The 16,487-nt window shown below is 53.3% G+C and carries 14 protein-coding genes; 11 read left to right on the top strand and 3 right to left on the bottom strand.

Going from position 1 to position 16,487, the window contains the following annotated elements; translation table 11 throughout:
• Positions 1–50 precede the first annotated feature (50 nt).
• From rseA to acpS, 9 genes are all read left to right on the top strand, one after another.
• A complete protein-coding gene (gene rseA, locus I6N93_RS12050) occupies positions 51–707 on the top strand; it encodes an anti-sigma-E factor RseA (protein ID WP_085689988.1) in 657 nt (218 codons plus the stop codon).
• Positions 707–1,657, top strand: a complete 951-nt coding sequence (gene rseB, locus I6N93_RS12045; RefSeq protein WP_085689986.1) for a sigma-E factor regulatory protein RseB — start codon at positions 707–709, stop codon at positions 1,655–1,657. Before rseA ends, rseB begins: the two co-directional genes overlap by 1 nt.
• 397 nt (positions 1,658–2,054) lie before the next feature.
• Positions 2,055–3,854, top strand: a complete 1,800-nt coding sequence (gene lepA, locus I6N93_RS12040) for a translation elongation factor 4 (RefSeq protein ID WP_085689984.1) — start codon at positions 2,055–2,057, stop codon at positions 3,852–3,854.
• Positions 3,855–3,870: 16 nt separating this feature from the next.
• A complete protein-coding gene (gene lepB / locus I6N93_RS12035) occupies positions 3,871–4,839 on the top strand; it encodes a signal peptidase I (RefSeq protein WP_085689982.1) in 969 nt (322 codons plus the stop codon).
• Between the two features lie 178 nt (positions 4,840–5,017).
• Positions 5,018–5,698, top strand: coding sequence for a ribonuclease III (gene rnc / locus I6N93_RS12030; protein WP_026741425.1), 681 nt, complete (start codon positions 5,018–5,020; stop codon positions 5,696–5,698).
• Positions 5,695–6,600, top strand: coding sequence for a GTPase Era (gene era / locus I6N93_RS12025; RefSeq protein WP_085689981.1), 906 nt, complete (start codon positions 5,695–5,697; stop codon positions 6,598–6,600). Before rnc ends, era begins: the two co-directional genes overlap by 4 nt.
• Positions 6,601–6,612: 12 nt before the next feature.
• Positions 6,613–7,347, top strand: coding sequence for a DNA repair protein RecO (recO, locus tag I6N93_RS12020; protein WP_085689979.1), 735 nt, complete (start codon positions 6,613–6,615; stop codon positions 7,345–7,347).
• 74 nt (positions 7,348–7,421) lie between these two features.
• Positions 7,422–8,153, top strand: a complete 732-nt coding sequence (gene pdxJ / locus I6N93_RS12015; RefSeq protein WP_085689977.1) for a pyridoxine 5'-phosphate synthase — start codon at positions 7,422–7,424, stop codon at positions 8,151–8,153.
• Positions 8,153–8,533: a holo-ACP synthase gene (gene acpS / locus I6N93_RS12010; RefSeq protein WP_085689975.1), complete on the top strand. Its 381-nt coding sequence runs from the start codon at positions 8,153–8,155 to the stop codon at positions 8,531–8,533. The genes pdxJ and acpS overlap by 1 nt, the downstream gene beginning before the upstream one ends.
• Positions 8,534–8,537: 4 nt before the next feature.
• Here the strand turns inward: acpS and I6N93_RS12005 are convergent, their stop codons facing one another.
• On the bottom strand, positions 8,538–8,798 hold the full coding sequence (locus tag I6N93_RS12005) for a YfhL family 4Fe-4S dicluster ferredoxin (protein WP_085689973.1): 261 nt from the start codon (positions 8,796–8,798) through the stop codon (positions 8,538–8,540).
• A 717-nt stretch (positions 8,799–9,515) separates the two neighbouring features.
• On the opposite strand from I6N93_RS12005, the gene pdeH reads away from it, so the two are divergent.
• Together pdeH and I6N93_RS11995 are read left to right on the top strand one after the other, a co-directional pair.
• Positions 9,516–10,316 carry a cyclic-guanylate-specific phosphodiesterase gene (gene pdeH / locus I6N93_RS12000; protein ID WP_085689971.1) on the top strand — a complete coding sequence of 267 codons (801 nt, stop codon included), beginning with the start codon at positions 9,516–9,518 and terminating at the stop codon, positions 10,314–10,316.
• A 772-nt stretch (positions 10,317–11,088) separates the two neighbouring features.
• Positions 11,089–12,603 carry a sensor domain-containing protein gene (locus I6N93_RS11995; RefSeq protein ID WP_085689969.1) on the top strand — a complete coding sequence of 505 codons (1,515 nt, stop codon included), beginning with the start codon at positions 11,089–11,091 and terminating at the stop codon, positions 12,601–12,603.
• 301 nt (positions 12,604–12,904) lie between these two features.
• On the opposite strand, the gene I6N93_RS11990 is transcribed toward I6N93_RS11995, so the two are convergent.
• On the bottom strand, positions 12,905–14,194 hold the full coding sequence (locus I6N93_RS11990) for an HlyD family type I secretion periplasmic adaptor subunit (protein ID WP_373853582.1): 1,290 nt from the start codon (positions 14,192–14,194) through the stop codon (positions 12,905–12,907).
• 61 nt (positions 14,195–14,255) lie between these two features.
• The gene (locus I6N93_RS11985; RefSeq protein WP_085689965.1) at positions 14,256–16,439 is read right to left on the bottom strand and encodes a type I secretion system permease/ATPase; all 2,184 of its coding nucleotides are present in this window, start codon (positions 16,437–16,439) and stop codon (positions 14,256–14,258) included.
• Positions 16,440–16,487 lie beyond the last annotated feature (48 nt).

Below are 16,487 nucleotides of genomic sequence, written 5' to 3'. Positions count from 1 at the left end.
CTTGTGTGAACGTTCATCATGACCGATTTGACAAGGTAAGGGTGTAAGGTATGCAGAAAGAAAAACTTTCCGCTTTAATGGATGGCGAGGCTGTCGACAACGAACTGCTGAGCGTTTTGTCGAAAGACGAAACACTGCAGGAAAGCTGGCAGCGTTACCACGTAGTGCGCGATACATTGCGCAATGAGGTCTGCGAACACGTGTTGCACGTTGACGTCGCAGCCCGTGTCGCGGCCGCATTAGAGCAGGAACCTGTTCTCTTCAACCCGCAGGCGGCGCCCGAATCCCAGCCACATCCTCGGACCTGGCAAAATCTGTCGTTCTGGAACAAGGTGCGTCCACTGGCGGCGAATCTGACGCAAATCGGCGTTGCGGCCTGTGTCTCTCTGGCGGTCATCGTCGGCGTGCAGCACTACCAGCAAGGCGGTGTAGCGACGGACGGCGCGGTCGAAGCCCCGGCATTCAGCACGCTTCCTGCTTTGGGATCCGCATCGCCGGTCAGCCTGAGCGTACCAGCCGAAACCAGCGTCAATACGGTGGGACAGCGGCAGCAACAGGCCCAGCATGAGCGTATTAATGCGCTGCTGCAGGATTATGAGCTGCAGCGCCGAGTGCATTCTGACCAGCTGCGTTTTGACCAACATGAAGATCAACAGGCTGCCGTACAGGTGCCTGGAACCCAATCATTAGGAATGCAGCCGCAGTAATGAAGCGCTTTTTGTTTATCACCGCGCTGTTTTTCGGCGGCGCGAGTTACTCCAGCATCGCCCCGGCTCAGGACAACTCCGGGGCGATGTTGCAACAAATGAGCCGGGCCAGCCAGTCTCTGAGCTACGAAATCTACTTCATCAACATATCTCGCCAGGGTATTGAGTCTTTTCGCTATCGTCACACGTTAGCGGGAAAGGATACGTTGGCTCAGTTGCTTCATCTCGACGGCCCGCGTCGGGAAGTAGTTCAACGTGCTCGTAATATCAGCTACTTTGAAACCAATCTCGATCCTTTCACGCTTTCCGGCGATCACATGGTCGATGCGCTGCCTGCGTTAATCTACGCCAACTTCTCACGGCTGTCTGCTTATTACGACTTCATCCCCACCGGGCGTATTCGCCTTGCCGATCGTCAGAGCGACGTTGTACGCATCGTCTCCCGGGACGGCACGCGCTTTAGCTATGTAATTTGCCTGGATGCGACCTCAAGGCTGCCGCTGCGCGTCGACTTGCTGGATCAGAATGGCGAACTGCTGGAGCAGTATCGCGTTCTCTCCATGACGGTGGACGGTTCTGTGCAGTCGGACATGAAAAACCTGGATCGTATGAGCCTGCCGCCGTTGCTTAGCGTCCCCACGGAGGCATCGGCCGATTTCGCGTGGTCGACACAGTGGTTGCCGAGCGGCGTTGAAGAGATATCGCGTAGCCAGCGACCGCTTCCCAGCGGAGGCGTACCGGTGGAATCTCGACTCTACAGCGACGGATTATTTAGCTTTTCTGTGAACGTCAACCCGGTTGGCGACACGCATCCGGACCAGAACGCGCTGCTCGGACGGCGGATGATCCACTCCGTCGTGCGAGACAAACACGAAATCACCGTGATTGGCGAACTGCCGTTGGCTACGGCCAAGCGCATCGCTGACAGCGTGAGCTTTAAGATACCCTGACTGGTTGTCGCAAAGGGGCCGTGACATGAGATGAGCCATGCTGGGCGCTAGGTCGGATAAACCACATTATCGAGAAGCCAATCTCTCTTCCCTGCGGGCAGACCCGCTTCCTTGCCCCCGGGCCGTATGGCCCATGAGCGACGGGGTGAGCCTCCGTCCTTTTCAGACATCATATGCCGCCTCTCATGCCGCAAAGTGAACGGTTTTCCTCCACAAGGCGAATAGGCGAGACTCCGTGATGATAAACCGTCTTATATAGACGGCCCATGACTAGGTTTTCCCCTGTATGGCATGTAGAATGCTGCGATTCAGGCCTATGACAACGGTCAGCGTTGTTGGCTAATGCGCATGCCGATCGGCAAGACTTTAGAAATACCAAGGTAGAAAAACTTTAATAATGAAGCGTATACGAAATTTTTCCATCATTGCCCACATCGACCACGGTAAGTCGACGCTTTCTGACCGCATCATTCAAATCTGTGGCGGATTAACCGAGCGTGAAATGGCGGCGCAGGTTCTGGATTCTATGGACCTCGAGCGCGAGCGCGGGATCACCATCAAGGCACAAAGCGTCACGCTGGATTATAAGGCCACCGACGGCCACACCTACCAGTTGAACTTCATCGACACCCCGGGACACGTCGACTTCTCTTATGAAGTTTCCCGTTCTCTGGCCGCCTGTGAAGGGGCGCTGCTGGTGGTGGATGCGGGGCAGGGCGTTGAGGCGCAGACGCTGGCTAATTGTTATACGGCGATTGAAATGGATCTGGAAGTGGTGCCGGTCCTGAACAAGATTGACCTTCCTGCGGCTGACCCGGATCGGGCGGCCCAGGAAATTGAAGATATCGTCGGGATTGATGCGACGGATGCGGTGCGTTGCTCGGCGAAAACCGGCGTCGGCGTTCCAGACATCCTCGAGCGTCTGGTGCGGGATATCCCACCGCCGGTCGGCGACCCAGACGCGCCGCTGCAGGCGTTGATCATCGACTCCTGGTTCGATAACTATCTGGGCGTGGTGTCTCTGATCCGTATCAAAAACGGCTCCCTGCGCAAGGGCGATAAAATCAAGGTCATGAGCACCGGTCAGGTCTACAACGCCGAGCGTCTGGGTATCTTCACGCCGAAACGCGTGGATCGCGATACGCTCAACTGTGGCGAAGTGGGTTGGTTGGTCTGCGCGATTAAAGACATTCTGGGCGCGCCGGTCGGCGATACCCTGACGCTGGCGCGCAAACCGGCGGAGAAAGCGCTGCCGGGCTTCAAGAAAGTGAAACCTCAGGTTTATGCAGGTCTGTTCCCCGTCAGCTCCGACGACTATGAGTCGTTCCGCGATGCGCTGGGCAAACTCAGCCTGAACGATGCCTCCCTGTTTTACGAGCCGGAAAGTTCAACGGCGCTGGGCTTCGGTTTCCGCTGCGGCTTCCTCGGCCTGCTGCACATGGAGATCATTCAGGAGCGTTTGGAGCGTGAATACGATCTGGACCTGATCACCACGGCTCCGACGGTGGTATACGAAGTTGAAACCACGGCGGGTGAAGTCATCTACGTGGACAGTCCCTCCAAGCTGCCGGCGATTAACAATATCGCCGAGCTGCGTGAGCCTGTCGCTGAGTGTCACATGCTGCTGCCGCAGGAGTTTCTGGGCAACGTCATCACTCTGTGCGTGGAAAAACGCGGCGTGCAGACCAACATGGTGTACCACGGCAATCAGGTTGCGCTGACTTACGACATCCCTATGGCGGAAGTGGTGCTGGACTTCTTTGACCGTCTCAAATCCACCTCGCGCGGTTATGCGTCGCTGGACTACAATTTTAAGCGGTTCCAGGCTTCCAACATGGTGCGCGTCGACGTCCTGATCAACGGCGAGCGTGTCGATGCGCTGGCGTTGATTACGCACAACGACAATGCGCCGTATCGCGGTCGCGATCTCGTGGAAAAAATGAAAGAGCTTATCCCGCGTCAGCAATTTGATATTGCGATTCAGGCGGCGATCGGCAACCACATTATCGCGCGTTCCACCGTCAAGCAACTGCGTAAAAACGTGCTGGCCAAATGTTATGGCGGCGATGTGAGCCGTAAGAAAAAGCTGCTGCAGAAGCAGAAAGACGGTAAGAAACGAATGAAACAGGTCGGCAACGTTGAGCTGCCGCAGGAAGCGTTTTTGGCCATTCTGCACGTGGGCAAGGACAGTAAATAATTTCATAGGAGTTGGCATGGCCAATATGTTCGCCTTGATTCTAACGCTCGCTACGCTGGTTACCGGCGTGGTGTGGTGTCTGGACCGTTTCAAATGGGCGCCGGCACGGCGCGCCAGACTGGCTCATTCAGGCCAGCAGTCTAACGGTACGGCTGGAGAGCAAACGCTCTCCAGCAGCATCAAACAGCCGGGCTGGATTGAAACCTGCGCCTCAGTGTTCCCTGTTCTGGCGGTGGTGCTGGTGGTACGTTCTTTCATCTACGAACCGTTTCAGATCCCGTCGGGTTCGATGATGCCTACGCTGTTAATCGGTGATTTTATTCTGGTGGAAAAGTTTGCCTACGGCATCAAAGATCCGATTACCCAGACAACGCTGATTGAAACCGGACATCCCAAGCGTGGCGATATCGCGGTATTTAAATACCCCGAAAACCCGAGTCTGGACTACATCAAACGCGTGGTCGGCCTGCCGGGCGATCGCGTGAGCTATGATCCTGTCGCTAAGCAGGTGACGATCCAGCCGGCGTGTTCACAGTCCTCTGATTGCGAGAAAGCGTTAGCCGTCACCTATAGCAACGTACAGCCAAGCGACTTTGTTCAGACCTTCAATGGCATGGGCGGTGAAAGCAGCAACGGTTTTTATCAGGTCCCGACGGGTGAGCAGGCAAAAGGCATTCGTCTGACGACGCGTAAAGAAACCTTGGGTGACGTGACGCACGATATTTTGACGGTTCCGATCGCGCAGGATCAACTGAGCCTTTACTATCACCAGCCTCATCAGCCGTTGAGCACGTGGGCCGTGCCGGCAGGCAGTTACTTCATGATGGGCGATAACCGTGACAACAGCGCAGACAGCCGTTACTGGGGCTTTGTGCCGGAAAGAAACCTGGTCGGTAAAGCCACGGCAATCTGGATGAGCTTTGAAAAACAGGAAGGCCAATGGCCTACTGGCATACGTCTGAGCCGGATTGGCGGTATTCATTAATACAACGTAATAAACACGCGATATGTTTGCGCCTTCCGTTGTAGAATATTTTTGACATAAATAAACGCAGGCTCCCTCGCGGGAGCCAGTGCAAACGAAACAGTTTTGGCACTATTAAGAGTTCAGCAGGGCTGTTCCGTATGCTGTGGTTAAAAAGCACGATTGATATTGGTAACACATGAACCCCATTCTCATAAATCGTTTACAAAAAAAACTGGGCTATACTTTCCGACAATATGATCTTCTACTGCAGGCCCTGACGCATCGTAGCGCCAGCAGTAAACACAATGAACGGCTGGAATTCCTCGGGGACTCCATTCTGAGCTTTGTGATCGCCAATGCGCTCTATCACCGTTTCCCCCGCGTTGATGAAGGGGATATGAGTCGAATGCGCGCCACGCTGGTGCGCGGCAACACGCTGGCGGAGATTGCGCGCGAGTTCGAGTTGGGTGAATGTCTGCGTCTGGGGCCGGGAGAGTTGAAGAGCGGCGGTTTCCGTCGTGAATCCATTCTGGCAGATACGGTTGAAGCGCTGATCGGCGGCATTTTCCTAGATAGCGATATCCAGATGGTCGAGAAGCTGATCCTCGAGTGGTATCAGAGCCGTCTGAACGAAATCAGCCCCGGCGACAAGCAAAAAGATCCCAAAACCCGACTGCAGGAGTTTCTGCAGGGACGGCATTTACCGCTGCCTACCTATCTGGTGGTGCAGGTACGTGGTGAAGCGCACGATCAAGAGTTCACCATACACTGTCTGGTCAGCGGGTTTAGCGAACCGGTGGTCGGCACGGGGTCGAGCCGTCGTAAAGCTGAGCAGGCTGCGGCAGAACAAGCGTTAATACAGCTGGAGCTTGAATGAGCGAAGAACAGAATTACTGCGGCTTTGTCGCGATTGTAGGCCGTCCGAATGTCGGTAAATCCACATTGCTGAACCAGCTGCTGGGTCAGAAGATTTCTATTACCTCCCGTAAACCGCAGACGACGCGCCACCGTATTATGGGCATCCACACGGAAGGGCCTTATCAGGCGATCTACGTGGACACCCCCGGGCTGCATATCGAAGAAAAACGGGCGATTAACCGGTTGATGAACCGCGCCGCCAGCAGTTCTATCGGCGACGTCGAACTGGTCATTTTTGTTGTCGAAGGGACGCACTGGACCGAAGACGATGAAATGGTGGTCAACAAACTGCGCGATCAAAAACATCCCGTGCTGCTGGCTATCAACAAAGTCGATAACGTGACGGACAAAAGTAAACTGTTGCCGCACATTCAGATGATCAGTCAGAAAATGAAGTTTCTGGATGTCGTACCGATGAGCGCCGAGAAAGCCATGAATGTCGACACTATCGCCAGCATCGTCCGTAAATGTCTGCCGCAGGCGGAGCACCACTTCCCGGAAGACTACATCACCGATCGTTCTCAGCGCTTCATGGCCTCCGAGATTATCCGTGAGAAGCTGATGCGTTTTCTGGGCGAAGAGCTGCCGTACTCTGTGACTGTGGAAATCGAGCGTTTTGTCGCAAACGAACGCGGCGGTTTCGATATCAACGGTCTGATTTTGGTTGAGCGCGAAGGCCAGAAGAAAATGGTGATCGGCAATAAAGGCTCCAAGATCAAAACCATCGGCATCGAAGCTCGTCAGGACATGGAGCAGATGTTCGAGGCAAAAGTTCATCTGGAGCTGTGGGTTAAAGTGAAATCCGGCTGGGCGGACGACGAACGTGCGCTGCGCAGTCTGGGTTATATCGACGACCTCTAAGGGGCCCCGCCTATGGAAGGCTGGCAGCGCGCATTTGTCTTGCATGGGCGCCCTTACAGTGAAACCAGCCTGCTGCTGGATCTGTTCACGGAGAATCAGGGCCGTGTGCGGATATTGGCGAAAGGCGCCCGGGCGCGGCGTTCCAGCCTGAAAGGATGTCTTCAGCCGTTCACGCCGCTGCTGGTACGCTGGAGCGGCCGGGGTGATGTCAAAACGCTTCGCAATGCCGAGCCGGTTTCTCTGGCTCTTCCCATCAGCGGTAGTACGCTGTACAGCGGCCTGTACGTTAACGAACTGCTCACTCGGGTTCTCGAGTTCGAAACCAACTTCTCCGCGCTGTTCTTCGATTACCTGCACTGTCTGCAACAGCTGGCCGCGCTCGACGGCTCGCCTGAACCGGCGTTGCGTCGCTTCGAGCTGGCGCTGCTGGGGCATTTGGGATATGGCGTCGACTTTCTTCACTGCTCCGGCAGCGGCGAGGGCGTCGCGGACGACATGACCTATCGCTATCGGGAAGAGAAAGGGTTTATCGCCAGTCTGGTGGTGGACCGCCTCAGTTTTACCGGACGCGAACTTCGCTCGCTGGCGGCTAGGGAGTTCCCCGATGCGGACACGTTGCGCGCCGCCAAACGGTTCACCCGCATGGCGCTTAAACCCTACCTCGGCGGTAAACCGCTCAAGAGCCGCGAGCTGTTCCGACAGTTTGTGATCAAACCGCCCGAGCCTGCACAGTCGCAAGAAGAGTAACGTCGGGAATACCAAACAGGATTGGCGGCGGTGTAAACTGACGCCATTGATGAGATAACGAGTAAGGATGGATCATGACTGAGCTGTTGTTAGGTGTAAATATCGATCATATCGCCACGTTGCGTAACGCCCGGGGAACGGCGTATCCCGATCCGGTTCAGGCTGCTTTTATCGCTGAGCAAGCGGGGGCGGACGGTATTACCGTGCATCTGCGCGAAGACCGTCGCCACATTACGGATCGCGATGTGCGCCTGCTGCGCCAGACCATTCAGACGCGTATGAATCTGGAGATGGCGGTCACGGACGAAATGGTTTCCATCGCCTGCGAACTGCAGCCTCACTTCTGCTGCCTGGTACCGGAAAAACGGCAGGAAGTGACGACGGAGGGCGGTCTGGACGTCGCCGGACAACTGGACAAAATGCAGGACGCCGTGAAGAAGCTGAACGCTGCTGGAATTAACGTCTCTTTGTTTATCGATCCCGATCGCGCCCAAATTGATGCCGCCGTCGCCTGCGCCGCGCCCTACATCGAGCTGCATACCGGCGCTTACGCGGATGCCGACAGCGATGAGTCGCGCCAGCATGAGTTCGAACGCATTCGTGACGCCGCGACCTATGCGGCAGCCAAAGGGATCCGCGTGAATGCCGGTCACGGCCTGACCTACCATAACGTCCAGCCCATCGCCGCGCTGCCGGAAATGCACGAGCTGAATATTGGACACTCGATTATCGGGCGCGCGGTGATGGGCGGCTTACCGACTGCCGTCGCTGAAATGAAATCCTTGATGCGGGAAGCGCGTCGTTAATGGCGGTTCTGGGACTCGGCACCGACATCGTCGAAATCGCGCGTATCGAAGCGGCCGTTGAGCGTTCGGGCGATCGTCTCGCGCGTCGCATTTTGAGCGACGCCGAGTGGGCGATTTACCAGGAACATCAGCAGCCGATACGCTTTCTGGCAAAACGCTTTGCGGTGAAGGAAGCGGCGTCTAAAGCATTTGGCACGGGAATTCGTCAGGGTTTGGCATTCGCCCAATTCGAGGTATTCAACAATGATTTGGGTAAGCCATGCCTGCGCTTTCTTGGTCGAGCGGCGAAATTTGCGCAAGAACTGGGCGTGCAGCATGTGCACGTCTCACTTGCGGATGAGCGGCGCTATGCGTGCGCCACCGTCATTGTGGAAAGCTGACAGTTTAGAGTTGGTCGGTGTGGTGTAGCCGGACATATTTTTCCCACAGCCGATCCTGATCTTCCACGTGCGCTGGGTCCGTGACGATGGTGTTATCGATTGGGCACACTTTCTGGCAGGTTGGAGTGTCGTAGTGACCGACGCACTCCGTGCAGCGCTCAGCATCGATTTCGTAGGTCTCCATTCCCATTGATATAGCCTGATTCGGGCACTCTGGCTCGCACATATCGCAGTTGATGCAGCGTTTAGTAATTAATAATGCCATTAGATCTTTCCCATTTTTTGCCGCTATCGAGCGACCTGTCCGCAACCATCGCACCTGATGAAGTCATCTTCGCCTGAGCCACAACTCTCGATGCGATCTCCACATCTGTGGGTGGACAGGGGGCCGCGCGTTTCTCAAAAAGAGGCATCATCGGCGGCGCGCACTTTAGCATAAAAGCGATATAAGCCCAACGGCATGGGGCGCTCAATGAGTGATGATGCTTGACTAAAAGAGAGGATTCTGCGGGACGAAACGGTTTGAATGATCCTTCAGGAGCGGTATTTCGAATCCGCCGTCCTACAAATCTGTGTTTTTATTATTATTAAATCTCTATTTATTATGCGCTGTATTATTCCGTTCGCCGGTAAAGGGCAGTCTGCGCTAACTGACTGGTTGTATGGGAAATAATCAAAAATAGGCCTTGTTCGCGGGGCGGCATTTTACTGCCCGCGGCATCCGATGGAGTACAGCACAAAATCACCGTTTACTCTCTGGATTGAGCTCCTAGGCGGTGTGTAAATTAGTCTTTATCATTAGGTGCTAAAAAACTACGATTCCACAGCCCTTTGATAAACCGGTCAAATTCGCAACACAGCAATGTGCCTGTCACGTTTACATCGTAATGTAGCCCACATTACGTTAACTGCCTCCGAATTTACTTTCATCGCGGTCAGGGCTGTTTTCTGGAACTGTGGGATTATTTTAGTCATTCAGCGTATGTCTAACGACGGAATATATAGAGTGCATCAAATCAGTCAGCTTAATCAGTTTGGGCCCATTCCACCCAGTGGTGGGCCGGAGACAAAAGATGACGTTGATTTTTTGCTCAGTTGCCGCCGGAAATACACTTTCCAGCCGATTTATCGAACAACCGGACGCTTGCTGGGCGTCGAGCTATTAACGGCAATTTCGCATCCTACCGTCCCTCATCAAGCGCTTTCTCCCGAAGTCTACTTTGCTCGTATCGATGTCGGCATGCGCCTTAAAATCGTTATCGAGCAGATGCAGCTCTTGCGTCGCCTGCATCGCCGCTTTGTTCGGGATGACCTGCTGGCCTCAGTCAATATCGACGGGCCGGTGCTGATGGCTTTGCAGAAAAACCTGCAGGCAAAAAAGCTGATTGCCAGTATGCCTTGGTTGCGTTTTGAGCTGGTGGAGTGTCAGGAAGGTTTGCCTAAAGAGCTGCTGAACGCGTTGCCCGAAGCCAGCCGCCTATGGCTGGATGATTTCGGCTGCGGTGTAGCCAACTTTTCTTCTCTGTTGATGGTACGGCACGATTGCATCAAAGTCGCCCGAGAGCTGTTCGTCATGCTTCGGCAAACTGAAGAAGGACGCCAGATTTTTCATCTGCTGATCACGTTGATGACCCGTTACTGTAATTACATTGTCGTTGAAGGCGTGGAAACGGAAAACGAATGGGTTATGGTCAAAGAGTCCAACGCAACCGCAGCACAAGGCTATTTCCTTTCTCGCCCCCAGTCATTTGAATATTTCGAGTCATTAAAACTCGAATTCTAACGTCGCCTGTAGTCAATCCTATCTTTTTACAGAGTTCCATTTTCTTTTAATTTCACATACGGCGAGCCGATGGGATGAATAGTTTCGAATATAGGGCTATTTGAAGCGACAGGGCCTAAAGAATGTGATGATAAAAACAAAGTGTTTGATTAAGAAAATTTAAACTGTAGATGTTTAACTCTTTAATTTGGTTTAATTGTAGTTAATTATGTTAATTTGTCTATTAATAACGGTATATAATAATGATTGACGCTATGTACATCGGCGTCCGTCTCTTGCGGTTTAACTTGTAGAAAACAAAAGAAATAACCAATTGATTTCTATCAATAAAAAATCAATGGTTTGCTTGTAACGATCAATAATTTACGCATGATAGGTTTTTGTGATTAAAAGGGTGTTAATTATTGGTATAATTGATTTGCTTCATTACAATTGATAGTCAAAATACAGCGCAGGCTGAATGCATAAAGATTAACTTTAAAATATTAGTAAAACTTATAAAAGTGTTGGCGGTATATATAACAAAAAAGCTGAATTTTTTTATTTGATTATTTCTATCTTCACGCAGTGATATTTGGGGGGCGTTATGCTTACATTCCTATGCTTTTGAACTCTCAGCCTGGCCGGATATTTTTTTCATTTATCCCATCAACTCTCCGGAAATCTGCCAACTCTGAAAAACTGAATAGGGGGACGTTATTACCGGGATTTTTCGTCTTCAGTGATGCGCTGTGTTCGTTCAGGACCCTACGGCCCTGAGGAGAGTGTTATTGTGTATGAAATTATAATAACTCTATTGATTATTCTCTTGGGTGTATCTTCGTTACGAAACCGTAAGCGCCAGGAAAAGTCCAGCACTGAAAATAAAAAGCTGGATTTTTTGAACATGGTTCTGTTTGCCGCGGAATACAGTCCTGCTGCTCTACTCATTGCCAACGAAAATTGCGAAATTATCTATGTAAACAGACAGTTCATCTCCATGTCAGGGTACGACGCTGAGGAGGTGATTGGTAAAAATACCAGTATTCTTAGCTCGGGGATGACCAATGCCAGAGTTTATGAAGAGCTTTGGGATACGCTGAATAAAGGCGATATATGGAATGGGGAGTTTATTAATCGCAAAAAAAATGGTCAGTTGTATTGGGAAAAAGCCAGCATTGTAAAGATATATAATAAGGCGAGTAACGCTATTCAGTATGTCGGCATTAAAATGGATATTACAGAGAGAAAAACAAAAGAGTATCACGATAATTCCTACAACCGGGCGTTAGAATTGTTGTCCAGCGGGGCGCCTCTTAAAGATATTCTCGATGCCATTATTTTTAGTGTAGAAGAGAAGAGCCCTGGAAGAATCGTCTGTTCAGTCCTGCTGATTGACAAGGACAAGAAATGTTTGACTCTCGGCTCTGCACCCAGCCTGCCGGGTTTTTATAAAAATGCCATTCATAACGTGAAGATTGCCGACGGCGCAGCATCGTTTGGTACGGCAGCACATACCGGTAAACGGGTCATTGCAGAAGACATCTCCACCGATCCGAGCTGGTCGCTCTATAAAGGTCTGGCGTTGTATGCCGGCTTACGCTCCTGCTGGTCTGAACCCGTGTTCGGACAAAATGATGAAATATTAGCTGTACTTAGCGTTTATCATCGCAAAGTCTACTCTCCGGCCAAAGACGAAATCGAATCCATTGAGAAGTCCGCGCAGTTGGTCTCCGTCGCCATTGAACGCTATCGCGCCATCGATATGCTGCGCCGCAGCGAAGAGCACTATCGCCAGCTGGCGCACTATGATTCCCTGACGTCCTTGGCCAACGGGCTGACCTTTGCGGAACAGATGGAGCAGGCTATTCAGCTTTCGAAGCAGACGGGGCGTAAAATCGCGCTGATGTTCCTGGATTTGGACAAATTCAAGCAGATCAATGACACTTTCGGCCATGCCGTCGGCGACCTGCTGTTGAAGGAAGCGGCCGCGCGAATGCGCCTTGCCGTTCGCGATAGCGATACGGTATATCGCCGCAGCGGCGACGAATTTATTATTCTCCTGCAAGGGATCAAAGAGCAGGAGAACACGCTGTATGTGGCGGATAAAATCCACTATGCGCTGAATGAGCCTTTCGAAATTGAAGGTAAAACGCTCGATATTTCCTGTAGCATCGGCATTGCCCTTTATCCTGAGCACGGCGCCGACGCGCTGTCGCTCGCCATCAATGCCGACGCCGCCATGTATCAGGCCAAAACGCGGGGACGCAGCCAGACCATGATCTACCATGATGTAAACACTCACTGATCCCTGCCGTATTTCGCTGTGCGATGATGTTTGTCGCTGGGGCGGCGAAGTAGGATGAGGGCCGACGTTAAATCACGGGCAACGGCCCACTTTGTTCGAATCAAGTTCTCAGCAAGGTTGCTTCCGCGATTTCATGACGCAAATGGGTATTCACTTCAAACGCCGCATTTGCTCGGGGACGGGCGGGTCATCGAAACGAAAAAGGCTAAGAACTCTGCCAAAAAAAACGGGCCGCCCTTAGAGGTTGCCCGTCATACGTTGACGTTCCGATCAGTCCATAACCGATTGATTAGCGTAAATGCTACCTCTCTCGCAGCGCTTCCGCCTTGGCTCGCAGGATGGGTTTAAGCAGATAACGCAGTATGGTTTTCTTACCGGTCATAATATCCACGGTCGCGACCATTCCTGGGATGACCAGCAGCGGTTTGTCTTCGTTACCCAGATGATTTTTCTCGGTGCGCAGGCGGATCACGTAGTAGCTGCGTCCCTCTTTATCCGTCACGGTATCCGGGCTGATTTGTTCCAGGTGTCCTTTCAAACCGCCATAAATGGTGTAGTCGTAGGCGGTGAATTTGATCACTGCCTGCTGACCGGGATGTAAAAAGGCAATGTCCTGTGGGCGAATACGAGCTTCAATCAGCAGGCTATCGTCCAGCGGTACGATTTCAACCAGATCGTTACCCGGCTGAATAACGCCGCCGATAGTATTCACCAGAATCTGTTGCACGATGCCGCGGACGGGCGACACCACCAGCGTCCGGTTGACGCGGTCTTCCAGTGCTTTGCCCGTTGCCGCAATCTTGTTGAGATTGGTTTGCGCTTCATTTAACTGCGATAAGGCTTCGCTTTTATAGCGGCCGTGAGTCTCTTCGATTTTGTTATCGATTTCCTTCAATGCCGCCTCGGCGCGCGGAATGGACAGCGTTACCGAATCCATCTGGCCGCGGGTTTCGACCTCGGAGCGACGCAGACGAAGAATTTCGACCTTAGAAATAGCGCCTTCCTTAATCAACGGCTCGGACATTCTGATTTCCTGCTGCAGCAAATTCAGACTGCTGCGGTATTGCTCCTGCCTGGAAACATAATCACGCAGCTCCTGGCGTCGTTGCACCAGTTGTTCTTTTAGGCCGGAGATTTCGTTGTTGAACTGCCGCTTGCGGTTGTTGTAGAGATCCCGCTCGCCGGTGGCGACGGTAGGAGCCTGCTTTTCCACCTCGGCGGGCAGTGTGAGCGGCGTGTCGTTGATCTCCGCATTCAGTCTGGCGATTCGGGCCACCAGAGACAGTCGGTCAGCCTCGGTTTCACCGACGTTGGAAGCAAAACGGGTGTCATCCAGACGCAACAGCGGCTCGCCTGCCTTAACGATTTGCCCCTCGTGCACGAAAATCTCGCTCACGATCCCGCCTTCAAGGTTCTGAATTTTCTGTAGCCGGGTGGAGGGAATGGCTTTCCCTTCGCCGTGTGTCACCTCGTCGATTTCGGCGAAAGCGGCCCACAGCAGGAAAAAACTGATGCATGCCAGAATTACCCATAGCGTGACGCGAATAATTCGGGGCGCATCTTCCACCATGGCCTGACTGACTTCGGGCATGGTCTGCGCATCGCTGTTTTTACGAGATGCTTGAAAATAGGCCAGGATTTTTTTAGTGCTTTCAACGAGACGCATTGATCTGCCCCTTCTTTAATGCATCCATCACGATGGCTTTCGGACCGTCGGCAATAATGCGGCCTTTATCCATGATGATCAGGCGGTCAACCAGCGACAGCATGGACACGCGGTGCGTCACCAGCAGCAGCGTCTTGTTGATCAATGCGGATTGCAGAGCCTGCTTGAGGCGATCTTCGTTGCTGTTATCCATGGAGCTGGTGGGTTCATCCATAACCAGAATCGGCGGCTCCAGCAGCAGGGCGCGTGCAATGGCCACGGCTTGACGTTGGCCGCCCGAGAGCTGTAAACCGCGCTCGCCGACCTGCAGGTTGAAGCCGTCGGGATGAAGCCGGGCGAACTCGCTGACGCCGGCGATTTCGGCGGCGCGCAGCATGGCTTCGTCTTCTACATAGCGTGCGCCGCAAATCAGGTTATCGCGCAGCGAGCCGCTGAACAGCTGGATATCCTGCGGGACATAACCGATGTTGTGGCGCAGATCGCTGACGTCCAACTGCCGCGAGTCTACCCCATCGATCAGCAGATTGCCGCTGGTCGGTTGGTAGAGATTGACGAGTAATTTTTCCAGCGAACTTTTGCCTGACCCGGTTCGCCCAATGATGCCGACTTTCTCACCTGGCTGAATGGTCAGGTTAATGTTCGACAGAGAAAGCATCTTCTGTTCGGGGTAATTGAAGGTCACATCGCGAAACTCAATGCCGCCGATGATGTTTTCGCGTTTTAGCGGGCGTTCGTCTTCCTTGCGCTCCTGCGGCAGCTCCATCATCTGCTCGGTCGTCACCATCGTCAATTTGGCCTGCTGATAGCGGGTGACCAGACCGGAAAGTTGTCCCAGCGGAATCAAGGCGCGTCCGTTAAGCATGTAGCAGGCGATGAGCGCACCCATACTCAGTTTACCGTCAATCAACAGATAAACGCCGACGACGATCATGATGACGCCCGCCAACTGCTGGAACCACTGGGTCAGGTTGACCGCCAGAGAAGAGAGCGTTTTTGCCCGCATTTCCAGACGGCTGAGGCTGCCGATCGTCTGTTCCCACTGATGCTGGCGCTCGCTTTCCGCGTTATTGACCTTAATCGCATCAAGCCCGGTCAGCGTCTCAATCAACGTTGCCTGACGTTCGCTCGCCAGATGCAGCGATTTTTCGATGGTCGAGGTCAGCGGTTTTTGCAGCGCCCAACTCACCAGCAAGGCCAGAGGGAAGGCGAGTATGGGGATCCACACCAGCGGGCCGCCGATGATGCCAATGACCAGCAGCAGCAGCAAAGTAAAGGGAAAATCGATTAGCGTGGTCAGCGTCAGCGAGGACAGAAAATCCCGCAGCAGCTGAAATTCATGGATATTTTGCGCGAAGCTGCCGACCCGGGCGGGACGCGCTTTCATCGCCATGCCGGTGATGCGTTCGAACAGCGTGGCGGAAAGGATAAGGTCGGTTTTTTTACCCGCGATATCCAGACAGATACTGCGCAGCGTGCGCAATATCAGATCGAAAAAGAAAGCGCCGCTGACGCCGAGGGCAAGTACCCATAGCGTTGACGTCGCCTGATTGGGTACCACGCGGTCATAAACGTTCATCACGAAGAGTGGGGTGGCGAGCGCGATGATGTTGATGAGCAGGCTGGCGAGAATCGCGTCCATATACAGGAAGCGGGACAGCTTCAGCGTGTCCTTGAACCAGGATTTTGTGCGCGGGATCAACGAGGTTTGCTGCAGATCGAACGAATGTCGGGGCTGCGCGAACATCACTAATCCCAGATAGTTTTGCTGCAAAGTACTATGGTCGACGACGATTTCGCCGCCCTCGGTTTCACTGGGCATGATGCGGGCGCTGCCGTCGCTGTTCCAACCCAGCAGGATGGCAGAGCGGCCTTCTCGCATCAGCAGCATCGCGGGCAACGACATGCCGGAGATCGCATTCAGCGGCCGCTTGAGCACGCGGGCCTGTAGTCCTGCGCGCGCTGCGGCACGCGGCAGCAGTTCAACCGTCATTCGTTGCTCTGCGAGCGGCAACCCGGCGGTCAGCGTAGTACGGCTGGCGGATTTTCCCTGAAGTTTGCAAAGTATCAACAGGCTATCAAGCAGGGGGTCATCGTGACGATTGCGAGGGTCATGGTTTACGGAAGCAGCAGCGTCGGTGCTGCCAGGTGGTTGTTCATGCTGTGGCATCATTAACCAAACATTCCTTAACTGAGAATGCCTTTTCCGCGGACGGAAAAG

The sequence above is a fragment of the Lonsdalea populi genome (assembly GCF_015999465.1).
GTDB classification, from domain to species: Bacteria; Pseudomonadota; Gammaproteobacteria; order Enterobacterales; family Enterobacteriaceae; genus Lonsdalea; species Lonsdalea populi.
The sequence above is the reverse complement of the archived record's forward strand: the minus strand, read 5'-3'. Positions and strand labels throughout refer to the sequence as shown.

Excerpts from the sequence above, each read along its gene's own strand:
- rseA (WP_085689988.1), top strand. The coding sequence starts at position 51 with ATGCAGAAAGAAAAACTTTCCGCTTTAATGGATGGCGAGGCTGTCGAC.
- rseB (WP_085689986.1), top strand. The coding sequence starts at position 707 with ATGAAGCGCTTTTTGTTTATCACCGCGCTGTTTTTCGGCGGCGCGAGT.
- lepA (WP_085689984.1), top strand. The coding sequence starts at position 2,055 with ATGAAGCGTATACGAAATTTTTCCATCATTGCCCACATCGACCACGGT.
- lepB (WP_085689982.1), top strand. The coding sequence starts at position 3,871 with ATGGCCAATATGTTCGCCTTGATTCTAACGCTCGCTACGCTGGTTACC.
- rnc (WP_026741425.1), top strand. The coding sequence starts at position 5,018 with ATGAACCCCATTCTCATAAATCGTTTACAAAAAAAACTGGGCTATACT.
- era (WP_085689981.1), top strand. The coding sequence starts at position 5,695 with ATGAGCGAAGAACAGAATTACTGCGGCTTTGTCGCGATTGTAGGCCGT.
- recO (WP_085689979.1), top strand. The coding sequence starts at position 6,613 with ATGGAAGGCTGGCAGCGCGCATTTGTCTTGCATGGGCGCCCTTACAGT.
- pdxJ (WP_085689977.1), top strand. The coding sequence starts at position 7,422 with ATGACTGAGCTGTTGTTAGGTGTAAATATCGATCATATCGCCACGTTG.
- acpS (WP_085689975.1), top strand. The coding sequence starts at position 8,153 with ATGGCGGTTCTGGGACTCGGCACCGACATCGTCGAAATCGCGCGTATC.
- I6N93_RS12005 (WP_085689973.1), bottom strand. The coding sequence starts at position 8,798 with ATGGCATTATTAATTACTAAACGCTGCATCAACTGCGATATGTGCGAG.
- pdeH (WP_085689971.1), top strand. The coding sequence starts at position 9,516 with ATGTCTAACGACGGAATATATAGAGTGCATCAAATCAGTCAGCTTAAT.
- I6N93_RS11990 (WP_373853582.1), bottom strand. The coding sequence starts at position 14,194 with ATGCCCGAAGTCAGTCAGGCCATGGTGGAAGATGCGCCCCGAATTATT.
- I6N93_RS11985 (WP_085689965.1), bottom strand. The coding sequence starts at position 16,439 with ATGATGCCACAGCATGAACAACCACCTGGCAGCACCGACGCTGCTGCT.